The sequence below is a fragment of the Jiella pacifica genome (assembly GCF_010500815.1).
GTDB classification, from domain to species: Bacteria; Pseudomonadota; Alphaproteobacteria; order Rhizobiales; family Rhizobiaceae; genus Jiella; species Jiella pacifica.
Genome location: NZ_JAAAMG010000002.1, coordinates 251,814 through 269,212 on the forward strand (window position 1 = coordinate 251,814; position 17,399 = coordinate 269,212).

The 17,399-nt window shown below is 67.7% G+C and carries 14 protein-coding genes; 2 read left to right on the forward strand and 12 right to left on the reverse strand.

Annotation, left to right across the window (positions count from 1 at the left end; all coding sequences use genetic code 11):
- The first annotated feature begins 23 nt into the window (after positions 1 to 23).
- On the forward strand, positions 24 to 914 hold the full coding sequence (gene serB / locus GTK09_RS03910; protein WP_163461184.1) for a phosphoserine phosphatase SerB: 891 nt from the start codon (positions 24 to 26) through the stop codon (positions 912 to 914).
- Positions 915 to 987: 73 nt separating this feature from the next.
- Here the strand turns inward: serB and GTK09_RS03915 are convergent, their stop codons facing one another.
- Positions 988 to 2,280, reverse strand: coding sequence for a hypothetical protein (locus GTK09_RS03915; protein WP_163461185.1), 1,293 nt, complete (start codon positions 2,278 to 2,280; stop codon positions 988 to 990).
- A gap of 155 nt (positions 2,281 to 2,435) precedes the next feature.
- Between GTK09_RS03915 and GTK09_RS03920 the strand changes: the two genes are divergently transcribed.
- On the forward strand, positions 2,436 to 3,017 hold the full coding sequence (locus tag GTK09_RS03920) for a GNAT family N-acetyltransferase (protein ID WP_246217686.1): 582 nt from the start codon (positions 2,436 to 2,438) through the stop codon (positions 3,015 to 3,017).
- Between the two features lie 73 nt (positions 3,018 to 3,090).
- Here the strand turns inward: GTK09_RS03920 and puhE are convergent, their stop codons facing one another.
- The 11 genes from puhE to bchB form a co-directional block, all read right to left on the reverse strand.
- Positions 3,091 to 5,253 carry a putative photosynthetic complex assembly protein PuhE gene (gene puhE / locus GTK09_RS03925; protein WP_163461186.1) on the reverse strand — a complete coding sequence of 721 codons (2,163 nt, stop codon included), beginning with the start codon at positions 5,251 to 5,253 and terminating at the stop codon, positions 3,091 to 3,093.
- Between the two features lie 289 nt (positions 5,254 to 5,542).
- Positions 5,543 to 6,634, reverse strand: a complete 1,092-nt coding sequence (acsF, locus tag GTK09_RS03930) for a magnesium-protoporphyrin IX monomethyl ester (oxidative) cyclase (RefSeq protein ID WP_163461187.1) — start codon at positions 6,632 to 6,634, stop codon at positions 5,543 to 5,545.
- The gene (locus GTK09_RS03935) at positions 6,631 to 6,933 is read right to left on the reverse strand and encodes an O2-dependent cyclase accessory protein (protein ID WP_163461188.1); all 303 of its coding nucleotides are present in this window, start codon (positions 6,931 to 6,933) and stop codon (positions 6,631 to 6,633) included. Before GTK09_RS03935 ends, acsF begins: the two co-directional genes overlap by 4 nt.
- Positions 6,930 to 7,442: a photosynthetic complex assembly protein PuhC gene (gene puhC, locus GTK09_RS03940; protein ID WP_163461189.1), complete on the reverse strand. Its 513-nt coding sequence runs from the start codon at positions 7,440 to 7,442 to the stop codon at positions 6,930 to 6,932. Before puhC ends, GTK09_RS03935 begins: the two co-directional genes overlap by 4 nt.
- Positions 7,443 to 7,457: 15 nt before the next feature.
- The gene (puhB, locus tag GTK09_RS03945) at positions 7,458 to 8,138 is read right to left on the reverse strand and encodes a photosynthetic complex putative assembly protein PuhB (RefSeq protein ID WP_163461190.1); all 681 of its coding nucleotides are present in this window, start codon (positions 8,136 to 8,138) and stop codon (positions 7,458 to 7,460) included.
- A complete protein-coding gene (gene puhA, locus GTK09_RS03950; protein WP_163461191.1) occupies positions 8,135 to 8,920 on the reverse strand; it encodes a photosynthetic reaction center subunit H in 786 nt (261 codons plus the stop codon). The genes puhB and puhA overlap by 4 nt, the downstream gene beginning before the upstream one ends.
- A 28-nt stretch (positions 8,921 to 8,948) precedes the next feature.
- Positions 8,949 to 10,385 carry a BCD family MFS transporter gene (locus GTK09_RS03955; protein WP_163461192.1) on the reverse strand — a complete coding sequence of 479 codons (1,437 nt, stop codon included), beginning with the start codon at positions 10,383 to 10,385 and terminating at the stop codon, positions 8,949 to 8,951.
- 50 nt (positions 10,386 to 10,435) lie between these two features.
- A complete protein-coding gene (gene bchM / locus GTK09_RS03960) occupies positions 10,436 to 11,140 on the reverse strand; it encodes a magnesium protoporphyrin IX methyltransferase (RefSeq protein ID WP_163461193.1) in 705 nt (234 codons plus the stop codon).
- Positions 11,141 to 11,148: 8 nt separating this feature from the next.
- Positions 11,149 to 12,060 carry a ferredoxin:protochlorophyllide reductase (ATP-dependent) iron-sulfur ATP-binding protein gene (gene bchL / locus GTK09_RS03965; RefSeq protein ID WP_163461194.1) on the reverse strand — a complete coding sequence of 304 codons (912 nt, stop codon included), beginning with the start codon at positions 12,058 to 12,060 and terminating at the stop codon, positions 11,149 to 11,151.
- Entirely contained in the window at positions 12,057 to 15,809 is a 3,753-nt protein-coding gene (locus tag GTK09_RS03970; RefSeq protein WP_376767942.1) for a magnesium chelatase subunit H, read from the reverse strand. The genes bchL and GTK09_RS03970 overlap by 4 nt, the downstream gene beginning before the upstream one ends.
- Positions 15,781 to 17,397 (reverse strand): ferredoxin:protochlorophyllide reductase (ATP-dependent) subunit B, encoded by a 1,617-nt coding sequence (bchB, locus tag GTK09_RS03975; protein ID WP_163461195.1) that lies wholly within the window; start codon positions 17,395 to 17,397, stop codon positions 15,781 to 15,783. The genes GTK09_RS03970 and bchB overlap by 29 nt, the downstream gene beginning before the upstream one ends.
- Between the last annotated feature and the right edge of the window lie 2 nt (positions 17,398 to 17,399).

A 17,399-nucleotide genomic window follows, 5' to 3' on the forward strand; every position in this document is an offset into this window, starting at 1 on the left:
TCTTCTTCATCGGCAGTTTTCCCATGCATGTCGCCACCCTGATCGCCAATCCGGCCGGCCGGCCCTTCACCGCGCAAGCGATCGCGGCGATCGGCGCCCGTCTCGGCGCCTCGCCGGGTGCCGCCGACTGGCTGGCCGAGGGCTTTGCGGCCGACCTGGTGCTCGCCGCGCCGCCTGCGGCCGAGGCGCGCAAAGCTGCGGCGGACGCGGCGGCCGAGTTCGGTCTCGATCTCGTCGTGCAGGAGGCGGCGAACCGCCGCAAGCGCTTTCTCATCGCCGACATGGACTCCACCATGATCGAGCAGGAGTGCATCGACGAACTCGCCGCGGAGGTCGGCATCAAAGAGCGCATCGCCGCCATCACCGCGCGGGCGATGAATGGCGAAATCGCCTTCGAACCGGCCCTGCGCGAGCGGGTGAGCCTTCTCGCTGGGCTTGCCGAGGCCGTCGTCGAAAAAGTCATTGCCGAGCGGATCACCCATGCCGCGGGCGGCAGGCGCCTCATCGCCACCATGCGCGCCCATGGCGCCCACACCGCCCTCGTTTCCGGCGGCTTCACCGTCTTCACCGGACCGATCGGCGCGGCCCTCGGCTTTCACGAGACGCGGGCGAACCGTCTGATCGCCGAGAACGGCAAGCTGACGGGCGAGGTCGGCGAGCCGATCCTCGGTGCCGAGGCGAAGGTCGCGGCGCTGCGAGAGATCGCCGCCGAACGGGGCCTCGCCCCCGCCGACACCATTGCCGTCGGCGACGGCGCCAACGACCTGCCGATGCTGCAGCTCGCCGGCACTGGCGTCGCGCTGCATGCCAAGCCGAAGGTCGCCGCCAGCGCGCCGCACCGGGTCGACCACGGCGACCTGACGGCGCTCCTCTACATCCAGGGCTATCGGCAAGGCGAGTTCGTCAACGGCTGAACCCCTCGCCCGAGCGACGCCGCGCCTGCCAGGCGGAGAGACCTTCGTTGCGGCAGATTTTTTCCGGTCGGGGTCAGCAGTCGTAGTCGGCGAGCATCTGATCGTAGATCTCTACGAGGCCGCCGCTGCCGTCGCCAGCCGTCGGCAACGCGCCGGCGATCCTCGCGTCGCGCTCGATGATGCGTCGGCGCTGGGCCGCGATGTCGGCGCAAATGCCTCGAGCCGGCTCGACTCCCGACCGGCGATCGGTGATCGGGTCGCCGCCGGCTTGATCCGCCGCATTCGCCGCGCCGGCGGACGGCGGATGCTCCGTTGCGGCGGCCGCTCCGACGTCGCCTGATCCGTGCGGCGCCTGGCGCGCAGCCGGCCGTGGCGGTGTTCCGAAACACACCCGCTGCACCGCCGTCGCGACGTTGGCGGCGCAGAGCTCGTCCATCTCGGGATGATGCATCTGCCGGACGCCGGCCTTCTTCATGAAGGCGAGGATCGCCGCTCCGTCGGCGCCGAGGCCGTCGGCATAGTCGCGGACGAGGTCGTAGACCTCGCTGTCGTCGGGGATCCCCAAGCCGTTGCTGGAGATCCGGTGGAAACCGAGTTGCGGATAAGGCGACCAGATCCGCCGCTCGACGCCGCCGAGAAACACCAGCGAACAGGCCGAACGGCAATCGTTGTAGAGCTCCGTGTCGAGCCCGCGCGCGCGGATGTACCGGCCGGCCTCGACGGCGTCGCCGACACCGCCGCCGGCCGAGCCGAGGACGATCCGCGTCACGTTCGGATTCGCCTCGACCGCGGCCTTCAGCTCTTCGAAGAACCCCACCTCGACATTGCCGAGGATGCGGATCGCGTCGCCGTTCACCTCCACCAGCGCGCGCCCGTCGTCCTCGCGAACGAAGTCCCGCCCGGCAATGCCGAACTTTCCGACGCAATCGAGATTCCAGGCGCGAACCCGCTCGACCGGTGATTCCGCCAGAAAGCCCTCGGCGAGGCCCGCCCAATTGGATCGGGAATTGCCTTCCACGCCCTCGGCGAAACCCGGCTCGTCCTCCGGCTGCGCAGGGTCCTTCGGCGCGACGAGAAGCGGCGTCAGATGGTCCTTGCCGAGCATGATCGACAGGATGTGGCAGGTATGGATGTCGACGTCGACCTCGTTCACCGCGGTGCCGAGCGCGAAGGTTCCCTTCGCGCGCATGACCTCCCACAGCCGCTCGGCCTCCGCCTGCGCCTTGGCGATCTCGCCGTTCCACCAGACGGGGTCGACGTTTGGGGGCGCGGCGAAAGCCCCTCGGGCAGACACGAGGAGGAGACCGGCCGCCAGGCACGAGACGACGACGCCACAGCGGCGAAGAAGAAGAGTTCGGATCGACATCCCGTTCCTCCGCAATCGGCTCACGATTGGGGCCGCGGCCCCAAGTGTAGCCCGACGAGGCCGCTTTGAAATCCGCAAAGGCGCAGGGTATCCTCGCTGCCGGCCGGCCATGATAGCAAGGGCCTCGTTCCAACCCTCACGCCGGAGCGACCATCATGGACATGCGCGAGCCCATCGTCACAACCCGGACGCGCATCCGCCCTTGGGCGGAACGCGATCGGCCGGCAATCCACCGCCTCAACAGCGACGAGACGGTGATGCGCTTCTTCCCGTTCCGCCGAAGCCGGGAGGAATCCGACGCGTTGCTCGACGAGCTGAGCCGGCGGCTCAAGGACGACGGCTACTCCTTTCTCGCCCTCGACGTGGAAGGCTCCCGACAGGCAGTCGGCATGCTCGGCATGGTGAGGCTCGATCCGAAAATGCCCTCTGCGCCCGGCATCGAAATCGGCTGGCGCCTCCTGCCTGAACATTGGGGCAAGGGCTACGTCACCGAAGCATCGGCAGCTTGCCTCGATCGGGCCTTTGCCGACCCGGATGCGCTCGACGAGATCGTCAGCTTCTGCGTCGACGGCAACCACGCGTCGGAAGCGGTGATGCTGCGTCTCGGCTTCGTCCGCGGGCCGGATTTCGACCATCCGAAAGTGCCGGCCGCGACGCATCCCGAACTCGTGCGTCATCGCTTCTATCGACTGTCTCGCACCGCATGGCTCGAAGCACGGACGGCCATGTCGAGCTGATCGCCGGATTCGGTCGTAGCAAGGGGGCCTGAAGCGTCCCGCCTCTCCCGCCGTCGCCCTTTGCGATCGGGTCCTATTCCGCCGGCAATATGTTCGCCGCCGGCGCCAGGAGGGAGAGCGGCGTCTCGGCGGTGGCCGCCGCCGCCCCGCCCGGCGAAGCCGTTTCGCCCGTCAGCCCGGCAAAGCCCCGGTCGAGCCAGACCGCATCCGGAGCGGAACCGATTGCCAGCGCCCGCGCCGTCTCGCCGGGCTTCGGCACATGCGCGGCCATCGAAGCCCTGCCGCCGGCGACGTCGAAGCGCAGCCATCCGGTCCCGGTCTCGACGATGCCCTTCATCCGGTCCACTCCGCCGGCCTCACCGGCGACGACCTCGGCGAGGACGGCGCGAAGCGCGTCCGCATCGACGCGGCCGGAGAGCCGCCGGCTCCAGGACGAGAGGCCGAGGCCCGGCTCGTCGTGGTGGTGATGGTCGTGGTCGTGGTGGTCGTGCCCGTCATGACGGGCGTGCTCATGGTGGTCGTGGTGCCCATGGCTGGCATGGTCGTGGCTGGCGTGGCTGATATGAGTGTGATGGTCGTGATCATGGCTGGCATCAGCGCCATGGGCGTGTTGGCCGCTCTCACGCGGAGCACCAAGCCCATGATCGTGCCGGTCGCCGCCGCGATGGCCGGCATGGTCGTGGGTGTGTGGCTCGTGATCGTGAGGACGCTCCGCTGCAGCGGGGTGCACCTCGGCCCGATGACTGTGGGCGGGCTGCGCCACGGCCGTGTGGTCCGCCTTTCCATGGGGCTCACGCGCCTTTGCCGCCTGCGCCTGGTGGGCGCGTTCCTGCGCCAGCTCGTCGTCGAGAAGGTCGCGGGTCTCGCTCTGCCAGTGCGACAGAGCCATGGCCGGATCGACACCGCCTTCGACGATGCCGTAGCGGGCCGTCAGGATCGTCGCGGCAGGGTTTAGCGCAACCAGCGTTTCGCGGACGGTCTCGATCTCGCCCGCCGAGACCAGGTCGGTCTTGTTGAGGATGAAGACCGGGGCCAGCTTCGCCTGGATGCGGAAATATTCCGGCATGCGGGCGAAATCCCTCAGGAACGCGCCGGCATCGATCACAGTGTAGAGCCGGAGCGCCTTGGTGAGGCTCGCGATTTCCGGCTCGTGCAGGACGCGCAGCAGCGAAGCGACGTCGGCAACGCCCGACGGCTCGATCATCACCCGCTGCGGCTTGATCTTGGCGACGACCTCGCGCAACTGCGCCGACAGATCCTTGCGCAGCGAGCAGCAGATGCAGCCGTTGGAAAGTTCGACGACGTCGGCGCCCTGCCCCTCGAGCAGCGACCCGTCGATGCCGAGCTCGCCGAAATCGTTGACGAGGACCACGGTCTTCACGTTCGGATCGGCCTCAGACAGCATGTGGCGCAGGGTCGTCGTCTTGCCGGCGCCGAGGAAGCCCACGACGATCTCGGCCTCGAAGGGCTGGCTGGTGCCGCGCGACTTCAGACCGGGCGACCACAGCGTCGCCGTCGGCATCGGCAGGACGAGCATCCAGTGTTCGAGGATCGCCAGGGCCATCAGGACGGCGAGGAAGGTGTAGCCGGCCTTCTCGAAGGCGGACGCCCCTTCCGCCATCGCGGCGACGACGAGAAGCGCAGTGATCACCGTCGAGATGGTGACGGAGAACGGGAACAGGAGGTTCATCGAGCGCTTGTTGAGGAAGCCTTTCAGGAACTCCAGATGCTCGGGCAAAAACTCCTCGTTGAGGTTTCGGACGCCGAAGAAGACGTTGAGCTTGGCGCTCTGATGCATCCACCACAGCACCATGAAGGTCCACATGCCGATCTGGTTCGGCGCGCCCCAGGTGAGCCAGACGACGAGGCCGGCCGCCGCAATGATCGCCAGCTCGTGATAGAGACTGGTCTGCACGGCATGGACGAAGTGGGCAAAGCCCTTGCAGTTCTCCGGACAGGGCTGCTTCCGTGGGCCGGTGACGTAGCCCATGTAGAAGCTCATCTCCTGCCAGCCCCAGGCGAGCAGGCCGAAGGTGAAGGCCAGATAGGCGCCGGTGATGCTGGCGTCCTGCGCCGAGGTCTGCAGGCCGATCAGCGAGACGGCGAAGATCGCCGTCGCCCCGACCATCGAATACTTGAACGTCCAGCGCGGCAGCCCGTCGAGATAGATGATCGCCACCGTCGAGGCCCACCAGACCACGAGGGCGAACAGTGCCGGGTACAGATATTCGGTCATGGCCGGGGTCCTTATGGGCACGCGATTGATGTCAGGTGCTGACCTTCACGCCTGGTCACAGCGTTGCAACGGTCGTCATCCCGGGCTTGACCCGGGATCCATTCCTCTGCCTCGCCAAGGCTCGCTCGACGTCGAAGCTCCATCGACCCACTGACCCGTCTCGGCAGTTTTGCCGATTTGGAATGGGTACCGGGTCAAGCCCGGGATGACGACGTTCGATGCTTTCGCCTGTTCTTTGACGCGATCGTTGGCCTGGGGCTGTGGCCAACGAGGCTTTGACGGTTCGTCATCACCAGGCAGGAACGAGCTTGCTCTCCTTCGGGATCTCGTTCTTGATCACCGGCAGGGTGTAGAGCCGGGCGAAGGCGAGCGTCGCCGCCGCCTTGCCGCGCCAGACCTTGAGCTTGCCGGAAACGCCGCCCTGACGCGCCGCGGCGTCGATGTCGCGGCTGATCTTCAGGAGCCGTTCGAGCCCCGCCTTGAAGCGCGGGTTGTCGATGTCGAGCATCAGCGGGAAGACCTGCTTGGAAATCTCGTTGGTGATCCGGAAGACCTTGAAGCCGTATTCCGACGGGTCGAGCCCCAGCGCCTTGTGGAACTCCGGACGGGCGTGGTCGCGGACATACATCGTCGCGTAGACCGCCAGCAGGAAGAAGCGGATCCACAGCTTGTTGCGGCCTTCCAGCGTGTGCCGCTCGGCCCGCATCAGCAAGGAAAACGCCTCGCCATGGCGGAACTCGTCGTTGCACCACTTCTCGAACCACTTGAAGATCGGATGGATGCGACGCTCGGGGTGATGCTCGAGATGCCGGAAGATGGTGATGTAGCGGGCGTAGCCGATCTTCTCGGAGAGATAGGTGGCGTAGTAGATGAACTTCGGCTGGAAGAAGGTGTATTTCTTCTCCTTGGTCAGGAAGCCGAGATTGACGCCAATGCCGAATTCCTTCAGCGCGTCGTTGATGAAGCCGGCATGGCGGGCCTCGTCGCGGCTCATATAGGAGAAGAGCTCGCAGATGTCGGGGTTCGTCCCGCGCCGCTTCATCTCCTTGTAGAGGACGCAGCCGGAGAATTCCGCCGTCAGCGAGGAGACGAGGAAGTCGACGAACTCCTTGCGCAGCCCCTCCGGCAGATCCTCCAGCTCGATCTTGTCCCAGTTCTCGTCGCGCTTGAAATGACCCCGATTGGGATCCGCCTTCATCTCGGCGATCAGCGCGTCCCATTCGCGCCGGACACCCGAGACGTCGACCTTGTCGAGCTTGTCGAAATCGGTGGTGTAGAAGCGCGGCGTCAGCAGCGTGTCAGCTTGCGCGATCTTGGTGGTCTCGTTCGGCGCCTCGGCGCGGACGGGCGCAGCGCCCGAGATTTTCGCGTGCGCGTTCATAGCGTCGCCCTTTCCGAGAAGGAGAATTCGCAAAGTTCCATGAATTCGAAGTCGCCGGTCGCCCGCGTCCACTGGCGCTCCAGCCAGCCGGCCCGGCGGATCGTCGCGCGGCGCCTGAGATAGGCGGTTTCGCCATAGGGCACCTCGACGGGCTCCCCGTGCACCAGCACCTCGTCGCCCGGCTCGACGGTCACGCCGCCGTCGAAGCGCACATGGGCGTGCAGGCTCTCGAAGGTGTTGGAGACCTCGACGGTGCAGCAGACCTCCTCGGCCTTCTTCTTCAAAAATCGGTCGATCATTTCTCACCTCCCGTGATTTCGGCGCCTGCGGCCGGCAGCAGACCGACGAAAGCCCTCGCCTGCTTCTCGCCGAAGGCCCTCAGTTCCACCTGCTGGCTGGTCTCGGGGTCCTCGAGAACCAGACGCCCGTCCGACTTCAGGGCCAGGACGTAGGCCCCGCCGGCCGGAACGCCCTTGCGGACCCGATCCCGCGCCAGGTTGCGCAGAGCCTCGACCGCGAAGGCGCCCTCGCCCACTCCGACGGAGATCAGCGGCGCGCGGGTTCCGGCGTCGATAACGGCGGCCGAGCCGTCCTCGTGCTCGGCGAGCTGCAGGGCGCGGTGGGCTATCGTCCGCATCTCCGGCGTGTCGGCGAGACCAACGCCGGTGGTCCGGCCGGTCGCGATCGAGACGAGAGCGACGAGGGCGAGAGCCCCGGCCGACATCAAAATCGGCCGGGGGATCGGCTTTTCCGGATCCGGGCTGATCTTGATCGAACCGTTGCGGATGGCGGCGGCAAGAGCGCGCATGTCCTCCGAACTCCCTTACATCGCGGCCGGCTGGGCGCCAGCAAATCCTGGCCTACCGGGTTCCGCGTTCGCCGGACGCGCCGCCGGCACGGCGCCGCGCTTGCCGCCTTGCGAAGCGGCGAGCGCGTCGGCGACGAGCCGCGCGGCTTCGGCCGCATTCGGCACGGCCCGCAGCATCGGCTCGGCCGAGCCGAACTTCCACGGCCGGGCATAGGGCCAGAGCTGGAAGTAGGACGGCCGACCCTTCTTCGGGATCGTCAGCGGAATGTCGCCCGTCCCGTCGGCATTGAGCTTGACCGCCGCATGGTCGACGTGAACCAGCGGAATGTTCAGCTGCGCCGGCAGGGCGACGCCGAAACGCATCACCAGCCGCCGGCTGGTCAGGGTAAAGCGTGTTGCCCGGGCCGTCAGAAAGGCCAGCAGCATGATCAGTCCGACGCCGACTCCGAGCGCCGGCAGGAGCGTCGCGGCATCCGCGAAGCCCGCCGCCCAGGAGCCGGTGTCGTGATGGGTCACGCCGATCTTCCAGACGGCGAAGGCGAGGAACCACGCGCCCACCAGCTTCAGCCGGTAGGCGCCGAGCGCGAGGCGCCACCAGTCGGGCCGCGCCTGCCAGAGGATCGTCTCGCCCTTGGGAAGTTCCTCCTCGGTGACGACAGGCTTGATGTCGTCGAACTCTTCCATGTGGGTGCTCATGACAGGGCATCCTCCAGGGGTGAGCCGTCATAGAAGGCGCCGCCGGCGAAATAGCCGTTCAGGCGATCCTCCTCGCGCATGGTGATCTGGTCGGGATTGGCGAGGGCCGGAACGCGGGAGAATTGCGGCCGGGTCAGCGACGAGAAGCGGATGATGCCGCGGCCGGCCTTGATGTCGGCGAAGGCGAAGGGGGCAAGCAGGCGCCGTCCACCGCTCTCGACATTCGCCTCGATCTCCAGATAGCGCGGGAAATATTCGTGGGCGTTAATCCAGACGTCGACGATCTTGCCGACCTCCAGACCCTCGCGACTGACCACCGTCATGCCGACCGGATCGACGTCGGTCGACTCCAGCCGGTATTGCGGATGGTTGCGCATCGGCGTCAGCTTCAAGGAGCCGTCGACGGTCAGATCCGGCGTGTCGGCCTTCAACGCGTAGGATGCCGGGCCGATCCCGTCGACCAGCGGGTCCCCGGCCGGCATGATCGGCGAGCCGGGGAATTCATAGGCAGGGAAGGCGTTGAGTTCGCGGGGGACCTCGCCGCGCGGGACACGGGTCTCGCCGCCATGCATCAGCCGGAAGACCTTCGGCGAGGGCATGGGCGGAAAGCCGACCACCTGGACCCGGCCGCCGGTCCCGGCAGTCCGGTCGCTCTCCAGCGGATAACCTTCCCGCTTGTCCTCGCCGCGCAGATAGTAGACGAGGCCGAGAAAGAAGAGGAAGAACAGAATGACGAGCAGCAGGGGGATATCGAGCTGCTCCGTGAGGGCATAGGCTGGCAAGACACGCACTCCCTTCGCTTGGGATTTTCTAGTTCGGCAGATCTGCAAGGCCGAAGCGCGCCGGCGGCGCAGCCCTCGGCTCGATACGACGCGGTTTGACGAGCGGCCCGAGGCAGGCGAGCGCCCCGAAAACGAGAAGGATCTCGACGAGATAGACGATGCTGTAGCCGCTGGCCGGGCTCTGAAAGGCCGAGCCGAGCCAGCCGGCATCGGCAAGACCGGTGACGGCATCCCGCACCAGGCCGCCGACGGCGACGGCGACACCGAGCGCCATCGCCTGGACCGCGCTCCAGGCGCCGAGCGCCAGGCCCCCGCGGCCGTCGCTGACCATCGCCATGGCGGCGATCAGCATGGAGACGGCAAAGAGGCCGCTGCCGAGCCCGATCATCACGGTGCCGGCCGAAAAGACGCCGACCGAGCCGAAGGGAGCGGCCATGATCACCGCGGCAAAACCCGGCAGGCCGAGCATCAGCCCGATCCCGGCGACGACGTAGGGATTGCCGCCGCGGCTCATGAGCCGGGCCGAAATGAAGTAGCCGACGAGGCTTCCGGTGGCGAACAGCGCCGTCAGGAGCGTGGTCGAACCGACCCCCATGTGCAGCACCGAGCCGCCATAGGGTTCGAGCAGAACGTCCTGCATGCCGAAGGCGGCGGTGCCGACCGCAAGCGCCACAAGCAGCCGGTCGAGACCCTTCTGCTGGCGGAGCGCCTTCAGCGCCGCGCGGAACGGCTCCTTCGGCTGGCCTCCCGGCTGGATGTCCCGGCGCCGCGGCTCCTGCTTCCAGATGGCGATGCAGGTCAGCGTGATGGTGACGAGCGCCGAGCCCTGCAGAACCTGGATGAGACGCAGGGTCGAGAAGTCCGCCAGAAGCCGCCCGATCACGATCGCGCCGACGAACATGCCGACGATCAGCATGGTGTAGAGCATGGCGACGACCCGCGGGCGCTTCTCCGGCGGCGCGAGGTCGGTAGCAAGCGCGAGACCGGCCGTCTGCACCGTGTGGAGCCCGAAGCCGACCATCAGGAAGGCCAGCGTCATCCCTGCCTCCCCGTAGACGGCTTTTCCCGCCTGCCCTTCCGAGATCAGCAGCAGCGAGAACGGCATCACGGCCAGCCCGCCGAACTGGATCAGCGCGCCGAACCAGATGTAGGGAACCCGCCGCCAGCCGAGATAGGAGCGATGCGTATCCGACTTGTGGCCGATCAGGGCGCGGGCGGGCGCCGCGACCAGTGGCAGCGCCATGGCGACGGCGATGATCGACACGGGAATGCCGAGCTCGATCGCCATCACCCGGTTGAGCGTGCCGCCGAGCAGCACCATGGTGATGCCGACCGAGACCTGGAACAGCGACAGCCGGAACAGCCGGGCGAGCGGGAGGTCGGTCGACGCGGCATCGGCGAACGGCATGATCGACATGATGAAGCGGCTCATCTGCGCCCGTGCCGCCGCCTCGCGTGCCGACATCGGGGCCCTGCCCGCGACAGCCATGTCCGACCGATTTCGCCGCAGGAGCCTCATGACCTGACCAGCTCCATGCCATGGCTCTTGTAGAAGCCGCTCGTCACCCGGCACTCGCGCTCAGTGCGCCAGCCGGCCAGGCCCGGGTGGCTCTCCAGGCGATCGCCGAAGCGGTCGGTCGCGACCGGAACGATCGCCGGCGCTCGGTCGGCGCGCGGAAACAGCCGGCCCGCCCGGTGCATCACGGTGAGCATCGGGGTCTTCGGCGCGACGGTGAAGGCGATCGAGCGGTCGGTCCGGGCGGCAAGCGTCGCAAGAGCGGCAGCGGCATCGGCAGGCTCGTAATGAATGAGCGAGTCCATCAGGACGACATGGTCGAAGCGGCCGTGGGAGGACGCCAGCATGTCGCCGGCCTCGAACCGAGTGGCATGGCCAAAGCCGGCTGCCCCGGCGAGATCGGCTGCATGGGCAATCAATGTCGGCGAGAGATCGATCCCGACGACGGTCGCCCCGCGCGCCGCGAGCGCGATCGACAGCGCCCCGGTGCCGCAACCAGCGTCGAGGACCCTTGCGCCGGTGAGATCGGCCGGCATGAGCGACAGGAGAAACGCCCGCATCTCCTCGCGCCCGGCCCTGACGCTCGACCTGATGCGGCCGAGCGGGGCGTCGGAGGTGAGCTTCTTCCAGGCGTCGGCGGCGGTGCGATCGAAATAGGACTCGATCTCGCCGCGCCGGGTCTCGTAGGTTGCGACGTCGCTCATCTACCGCCTCACTCGAAGCCGAGGAAGTCGAAGATGTCGCGGTCCTTCATGGACTTGCCGTCCATCGGCGCGACGCCGGCGTAGAGCTTGGCCGCCAGCCGCAGATACTCGTCCTGAACAGACTTCACCTCCGGGGAATCGCCCATCTCGAAGAGGGTCGCCTTCTTCAGCCGGCTCTTGCGGATGGCGTCGAGATCGGGGAAATGCGCAATCCGCTCGAGCCCGGTGGCGGCATTGAACCGGTCGATCTCGTCGGTGCCGGCGGAGCGGTTGGCGATGACGCCTCCCAGGCGCACGTCGTAGTTCTTCGCCTTGGCCTGGATCGCCGCGACGATGCGGTTCATCGCGAAGATCGAATCGAAGTCGTTGGCGGTGACGACCAGCGCCCGGTCCGCATGCTGGAGCGGCGCTGCGAAGCCGCCGCAGACGACATCGCCGAGAACGTCGAAGATGACGACGTCGGTGTCTTCGAGGAGATGATGCTCCTTGAGGAGCTTCACCGTCTGGCCGACGACATAGCCGCCGCAGCCGGTTCCTGCAGGAGGCCCGCCCGCCTCGACGCACATGACGCCGTTGTAGCCCTCGAAGACGAAGTCCTCAGGCTGCAGTTCCTCGGCGTGGAAGTCGACGGTTTCGAGAATGTCGATCACGGTGGGCTGCAGGCGCTTGGTGAGCGTGAAGGTCGAGTCGTGCTTGGGATCGCAGCCGATCTGCAGGACGCGCTTGCCGAGCTTGGAAAAGGCGACGGAGAGGTTAGACGAGGTCGTCGACTTGCCGATGCCGCCCTTGCCGTAGACGGCGAAGACCAGGGCGCCGTCGATCTTCGGCCCGGTGTTCATCTTCACCTGGACGGAGCCCTCGCCGTCCTCCTTGCGGTAGACGGTGCGCGGCAGCGGGAGAGTGGTCTTGAGCGCGGTCATGCGGCGACGACCTCCTTGTGTGTGATGCCTTCGAGCCGATCCTCGAGGTCGGCGCCGGCTTCGCGCAGCGCCTCCCTGTCGGCCGCGTTCGGTTTCCAGTATTGCCGCTCCTCGGCCTCGATCAGCCGGTCTGCCATGCGGGCGGAGGCGGTGGGATTGAGGCTCGCGAGCCGCTCGCGCATTTCGGGGTCGAGCACGAAGGTCTCGGCGAGGCGTTTGTAGACCCAAGGGCTGACCTGGCCGGTCGTCGCCGACCAGCCGAGCGTGTTGGTGACGTGGCTCTCGATCTGCCGGACGCCCTCGTAGCCATGGGCGAGCATCGCCTCGATCCATTTGGGATTGAGCATGCGGGTGCGGGTCTCCAGCGCCACCTGCTCTTCCAGGGTTCGGACTTTGCCTTCGCCTCGCGTCTGGTCGCCGATATAGACCAGCACCTTTTCGCCCCTCGCCTCGGACGCTGCCCGGCTGATGCCGCCGAGGGTGTCGAAGTAGTGGTCGATGGTGGTGACGCCGAGCTCGACGGATTCGAGATTCTGGTAGGTCATCTCGACCTTGGCAAAGCTCGCCTTGAGCAGTTTCGCCTGCTCGGCGGTGCGGCCCTTGCGGTCGACGGCGAAGCATTTTCGCCGCGTATAGGCCTCCGCGAGTTCGCCCTCGGCCTCCCAGGCGCCCGAGTCGATCAGCATGTTGACGTTGGAACCATAGGCGCCATCGGCATTGGAGAAGACCCGGAGCGATGCCGTCTCCATGTCGCAGCCGCTCTCCTCGGCATAGGCGAGCGCGTGCTTGCGGACGAAGTTCCTCTCTTCCGGCTCGTCGGCCGTTGCGGCGAGGAAGGCGGCTTCCGCCAGAAGTTTCGACTGCAGCGGCAGAAGATCGCGAAAAATGCCGGAGAGCGTGACGAGGACGTCGATGCGTGGCCGGCCGAGGCTTTCCAGCGGCAGGAGATCGGCGCCGCAGAGCCTTCCGAAGCTGTCGAAGCGCGGCGACGCGCCGATCAGCGCCAGGACCTGGGCGAGCGGGCCGCCCTCGCTCTTGAGATTGTCGGTGCCCCACAGGACGATCGCGACGGTCTCCGGCAGCGTGTGACCGCTGGCGGCATGGCGGGCGAGCATCCGCCCGGCCTGGCGGCTGCCGTCGGAAACGGCGTAGGCGCTGGGGATGCGGAAGGGATCGAAGCCGTGGACGTTGCGGCCCGTGGGCACGATCTGCGGCGTGCGCAGGAGATCGCCGCCCGGCACCGGCCGGATGAACCGGCCGTCGAGGGCGCGCATCAGCGCCGGGAGTTCGGTGTCGCTGCGAAGGTCGGCGTCGAGTTTCACCAGGGCTTCGATGGCCGGATCCTTCTCGTCATCCGCGCCGAGGCAGCCCTTCAGGGCGGCGCCCCGGTCGCCGCCGGCCAGCGCGTCGATAGCGGCGCGGGCGGGCGCGGCACCGAGGGTCACCTCGGCGGTGGCGGCGAGAAGATCCGCCCGCTCGGCGTCGCTCACCGCCTGGCCGACGACATGCAGCCCGTGGGGGATCAGCGTCTCCTCGACTTCGAGCACCGCCCGGTGCAGCGCCGGGACGTCGATGGCGACCGCCTGCCCCTCGCCCGGCTCGGCGCAGAGATCGAGGGCGCTCGCCTGGGCGACGATGGTCATTTCGAGATCCCGCCGTTCGTGCGCGGCCTCGGGGGCGGTGATGCGCCAGCGCTCGATGGTCGCCTTGAGGTCCGCAAGGCCGCGATAAAGACCGGCGTGAGCGACCGGCGGCGTCAGATAGGAGACCAGCGTCGCGGCCGCCCGGCGCTTGGCGATGGTGCCCTCGGAGGGGTTGTTGGCGGCGTAGAGATAGACGTTGGGCAGGTCGCCGATCAGCCGGTCCGGCCAGCATTCGGCGGAGAGGCCCACCTGCTTGCCGGGCATGAACTCCAGCGCCCCGTGGGTGCCGAAGTGGAGGACGGCATCGGCGCGAAAGTCCTCGCGCAGCCAGCGATAATAGGCCGAAAAGGCGTGGGTCGGGGCGAAGCCCTTCTCGAACAGGAGCCGCATCGGATCGCCCTCGTAGCCGAAGGCGGGCTGGATGCCGACGAAGACGTTGCCGAAGCTCTGGCCGAGGACGAAGATCGACGAGCCGTCCGATTGCTGGCGGCCCGGCGCCGCGCCCCATTGCGCCTCGATTTCGGCGAGATGCGGCTCGCGGCGGACGTGGTCGGCGGCCGGGATCCGGGCGAAGACGTTGACCTGCGCCCCGAAGCGGGCGGCATTGCCGACGAGGATCGCATCACGCAGCGCATCGACGTTCTTCGGCAGGTCGACGGCATAGCCTTCGGCTTTCAGGGCCTTCAGCGTGTTGTGGAGCGAGGCGAAGACGGACAGATGCGCGGCCGTGCCGACGCTGCCGGCATTGGGCGGGAAGTTGAAGATGGTCAGGGCGATGCGGCGCTCGGCGACCGGCCGGCGGCGGAGCGCGATCAGCTTGGCGACCCGGCGGGCCAAGAGATCGGCGCGGCCGAGATCGGCAGTCATCTCACGATGGCCGTCGGCCCGCGAAAGGGTGGAGCGGCCGCCGAACAGCATCGGCCCGGTGGCGCCGTCGATCTCCGGGATCGCCACCATCATGGTGGCTTCCACCGGCGTCAGCCCGGCCGAGGACAGCCGCCATTCCTCCAGCGACTGGAACTCCACCGAATGGGCCGAGAGGAACGGCACGTCGAGGGAGGCAAGCACCTCCTCGGCGGCGTTGGAATCGTTGTAGGCGGGGCCGCCGACCAGGGAGAAGCCGGTGAGCGAGACGAGCGCATCGATCGCCGGCCTTCCGTCCTTCTTGAAGAAGGCTTCGATGGCGGGGCGCGAGTCGAGGCCCGAGGCGAAGGCCGGCACGACCTTCAGCCCGCGCGCCTCCATCGCCGAAATCACGCCGTCATAGTGGCCGGTGTCGCCGGACAGGACGTAGGAGCGCATGACGAGCAGGCCGACAGTGCCGGCCTCCCCGCCCTTGCGGTTCGGCAACGAGTCGATGCGGGTGGCGATCCGGTCCGGCAGGCGGGGATGGTAGAGCCCGACATCGGGATAGACGACCGGCGCCCGGGTCTGGCGCAGCCTCGCGGCCACTTCGGCGCGTGGGCCCTTGGCATATCGCTCGATGAGGAAGCGGATCATGTTGGTGACGTTCTCGTCGGAGCCCGCCAGCCAGTATTGCAGGGTGAGGAAATAGGCGCGGACATCCTGGGCCGTGCCGGGGATGAAGCGCAGGATCTTCGGCAGCCGGCGGAGCATCGCCATCTGCTTGGCGCCGGAGCCCGATGAAGAAGGCTTGCCGCCGGTCTTGGGGCCGCCGCGCAGGCGCTTCAGGAGTGCCATGACGCCCTTCGCCTCGGTCGCCATCTCGAAGCTGCCGAGCCGGGTCAGCTTGATGACCTCGCCCGCCGACATCGCGCCGACCATGGCGTCGCAAGTATCACGCCGCGCCTTCAGGGCGGGCATCACCGCCTCGATGTGGTTCTCCATGAACAGCATGTTGGCAAAGACGATGTCCGCCTGCCCGACGTCGCGGATGCAGCCGGCAAGGCTCGACGGCTCGCGGTCCCAGTCGGTCGCGGCGTGAAGCACGACCTGGAGGCCGGGGATCTCGCTCGCCAGCCGGCGCCTCGCGGCGGCGACCGAACCGGCCATGTGGCCGTCGAGGCTGATCAGCACCACCTTGACCTGCGCCGATGCGCTGGCGCCGGCAGGGCCGCTAGCGGCTGTAATGGGCCTTTGCATCATAGAGCGTCTCCACGGTGATCTCAGACAGACCCCGTTCGAGGGCGAATTTTTCTGTGTTCCGGCGGGCTTTCCCCCGCACGAAGAAGGGGATCTTCTTCAGCTCCGCCTCGGCTTCGGTGAGCCAGTCGAGGCTGATCAGATCGCCGTCCGGAGCGGTCGGCTCGCGCCCCTGCGAGGCGCCGGGGGCCAGGATGGCGGAGGTGGTCGCGGCACTTAATGGCTCGGCCGCGACCCGCGCGCCGGCGCCGAGATGGGAGGGTTTCGCCCCGTCGTGGAACTCGAAGTCGTCGCGGAACATGCCGAGGAGATGCTCTTCCAGCCCCATCACCAGCGGATGGACCCATGAATCCCAGAGCACGTTGGCGCCCTCGAAGCCCATCTGCGGCGAGTAGCGCGCCGGGTAGTCCTGGACGTGCACGGGGGCGGAGATGACGGCGCAGGCGACGCCGAGCCGCTTGGCGATGTGCCGCTCCATCTGGGTGCCGAGGACGAGCTCCGGCTGGGCCGCCGCGATCGCCTGCTCGACGTCGAGATAGTCGTCCGAGATCAGCGGCTCGACGCCGTATCTCTCCGCGGCGGCGCGGATGTCGCGGGCGAACTCGCGGGAATAGGTGCCGAGGCCGCAGAGGGTGAAGCCGAATTCCTCTGTGGCGACGCGGGCAGCGGCGAGCGCGTGGGGGGCATCGCCGAAGACGAAGACGCGCTTGCCGGTCAGATAGTTGGAATCGACCGAGCGGGAGAACCAGGGAAGGTTCGAGGCGGGCGTGGAACCTGCCGCCTCTCCTTCCGGCAGCCCGGCGAGCTGGAGGACCTCCGCGACGAAGTCCCGCGTCGCGCCATGGCCTATCGGCACGGTGGTGGTGAATTTCTGGCCGAAGGTCCGCTTCAGCCATTTTGCCGCGACGCCGGCGATCTCGGGATAGAGGACGACGTTGAAATCGGCTTCGCCGAGCCGGGCGATATCGGCGAGAGACGCACCGAGCGGGGCGACGACGGCGACGTCGATGCCGATCTCGCCGAGCAGCTTGCGGATTTCGGCGACGTCGTCGCGATGGCGGAAGCCGAGGGCCGTGGGGCCGAGGATGTTGCAGGTGGGGCGGCCTGCGGCGGCTCGGCCGTTACCCTGCTTTTCCGACCCAGAGACCTGCGGCGCGGCCAGTGTCCGGACAACCTGATAAAACGTCTCCGCCGCGCCCCAGTTTTCCTTGCGCTGATAGGAGGGAAGCTCCAGCGGGATCACCGGCACCGGCAGGTTCGAGGCCTTGGCAAGGCCGGCCGGATCGTCCTGGATCAGCTCGGCGGTGCAGGAGGCTCCGACCAGCATCGCCTCGGGCCGGAAGCGCTCATAGGCGTCCTTCAGAGTCTTCTGGAACAACGCCGCCGTGTCGGTGCCGAGGTCTCTCGCCTCGAAGGTGGTGTAGGTGACCGGCGGGCGCCTGTCGCGGCGCTCGATCATGGTGAAGAGGAGGTCGGCATAGGTGTCGCCCTGGGGGGCGTGGAGGACGTAGTGGACCCCCTCCATGGCGGTGGCGACGCGCATCGCGCCGATGTGCGGGGGGCCCTCATAGGTCCAGACGGTGAGCTGCATGG

What these genes read in the sequence shown, in the direction of transcription:
- puhE (WP_163461186.1), bottom strand. Translation starts at nt 5,253, where the DNA reads ATGACCGAATATCTGTACCCGGCACTGTTCGCCCTCGTGGTCTGGTGG.
- bchL (WP_163461194.1), bottom strand. Translation starts at nt 12,060, where the DNA reads ATGACCGCGCTCAAGACCACTCTCCCGCTGCCGCGCACCGTCTACCGC.
- serB (WP_163461184.1), top strand. Translation starts at nt 24, where the DNA reads ATGCATGTCGCCACCCTGATCGCCAATCCGGCCGGCCGGCCCTTCACC.
- GTK09_RS03915 (WP_163461185.1), bottom strand. Translation starts at nt 2,280, where the DNA reads ATGTCGATCCGAACTCTTCTTCTTCGCCGCTGTGGCGTCGTCGTCTCG.
- puhC (WP_163461189.1), bottom strand. Translation starts at nt 7,442, where the DNA reads ATGCGCGCTCTTGCCGCCGCCATCCGCAACGGTTCGATCAAGATCAGC.
- GTK09_RS03955 (WP_163461192.1), bottom strand. Translation starts at nt 10,385, where the DNA reads ATGTCGGCACGCGAGGCGGCGGCACGGGCGCAGATGAGCCGCTTCATC.
- acsF (WP_163461187.1), bottom strand. Translation starts at nt 6,634, where the DNA reads ATGAACGCGCACGCGAAAATCTCGGGCGCTGCGCCCGTCCGCGCCGAG.
- bchM (WP_163461193.1), bottom strand. Translation starts at nt 11,140, where the DNA reads ATGAGCGACGTCGCAACCTACGAGACCCGGCGCGGCGAGATCGAGTCC.
- GTK09_RS03970 (WP_376767942.1), bottom strand. Translation starts at nt 15,809, where the DNA reads ATGATGCAAAGGCCCATTACAGCCGCTAGCGGCCCTGCCGGCGCCAGC.
- puhB (WP_163461190.1), bottom strand. Translation starts at nt 8,138, where the DNA reads ATGAGCACCCACATGGAAGAGTTCGACGACATCAAGCCTGTCGTCACC.
- GTK09_RS03920 (WP_246217686.1), top strand. Translation starts at nt 2,436, where the DNA reads ATGGACATGCGCGAGCCCATCGTCACAACCCGGACGCGCATCCGCCCT.
- GTK09_RS03935 (WP_163461188.1), bottom strand. Translation starts at nt 6,933, where the DNA reads ATGATCGACCGATTTTTGAAGAAGAAGGCCGAGGAGGTCTGCTGCACC.
- bchB (WP_163461195.1), bottom strand. Translation starts at nt 17,397, where the DNA reads ATGCAGCTCACCGTCTGGACCTATGAGGGCCCCCCGCACATCGGCGCG.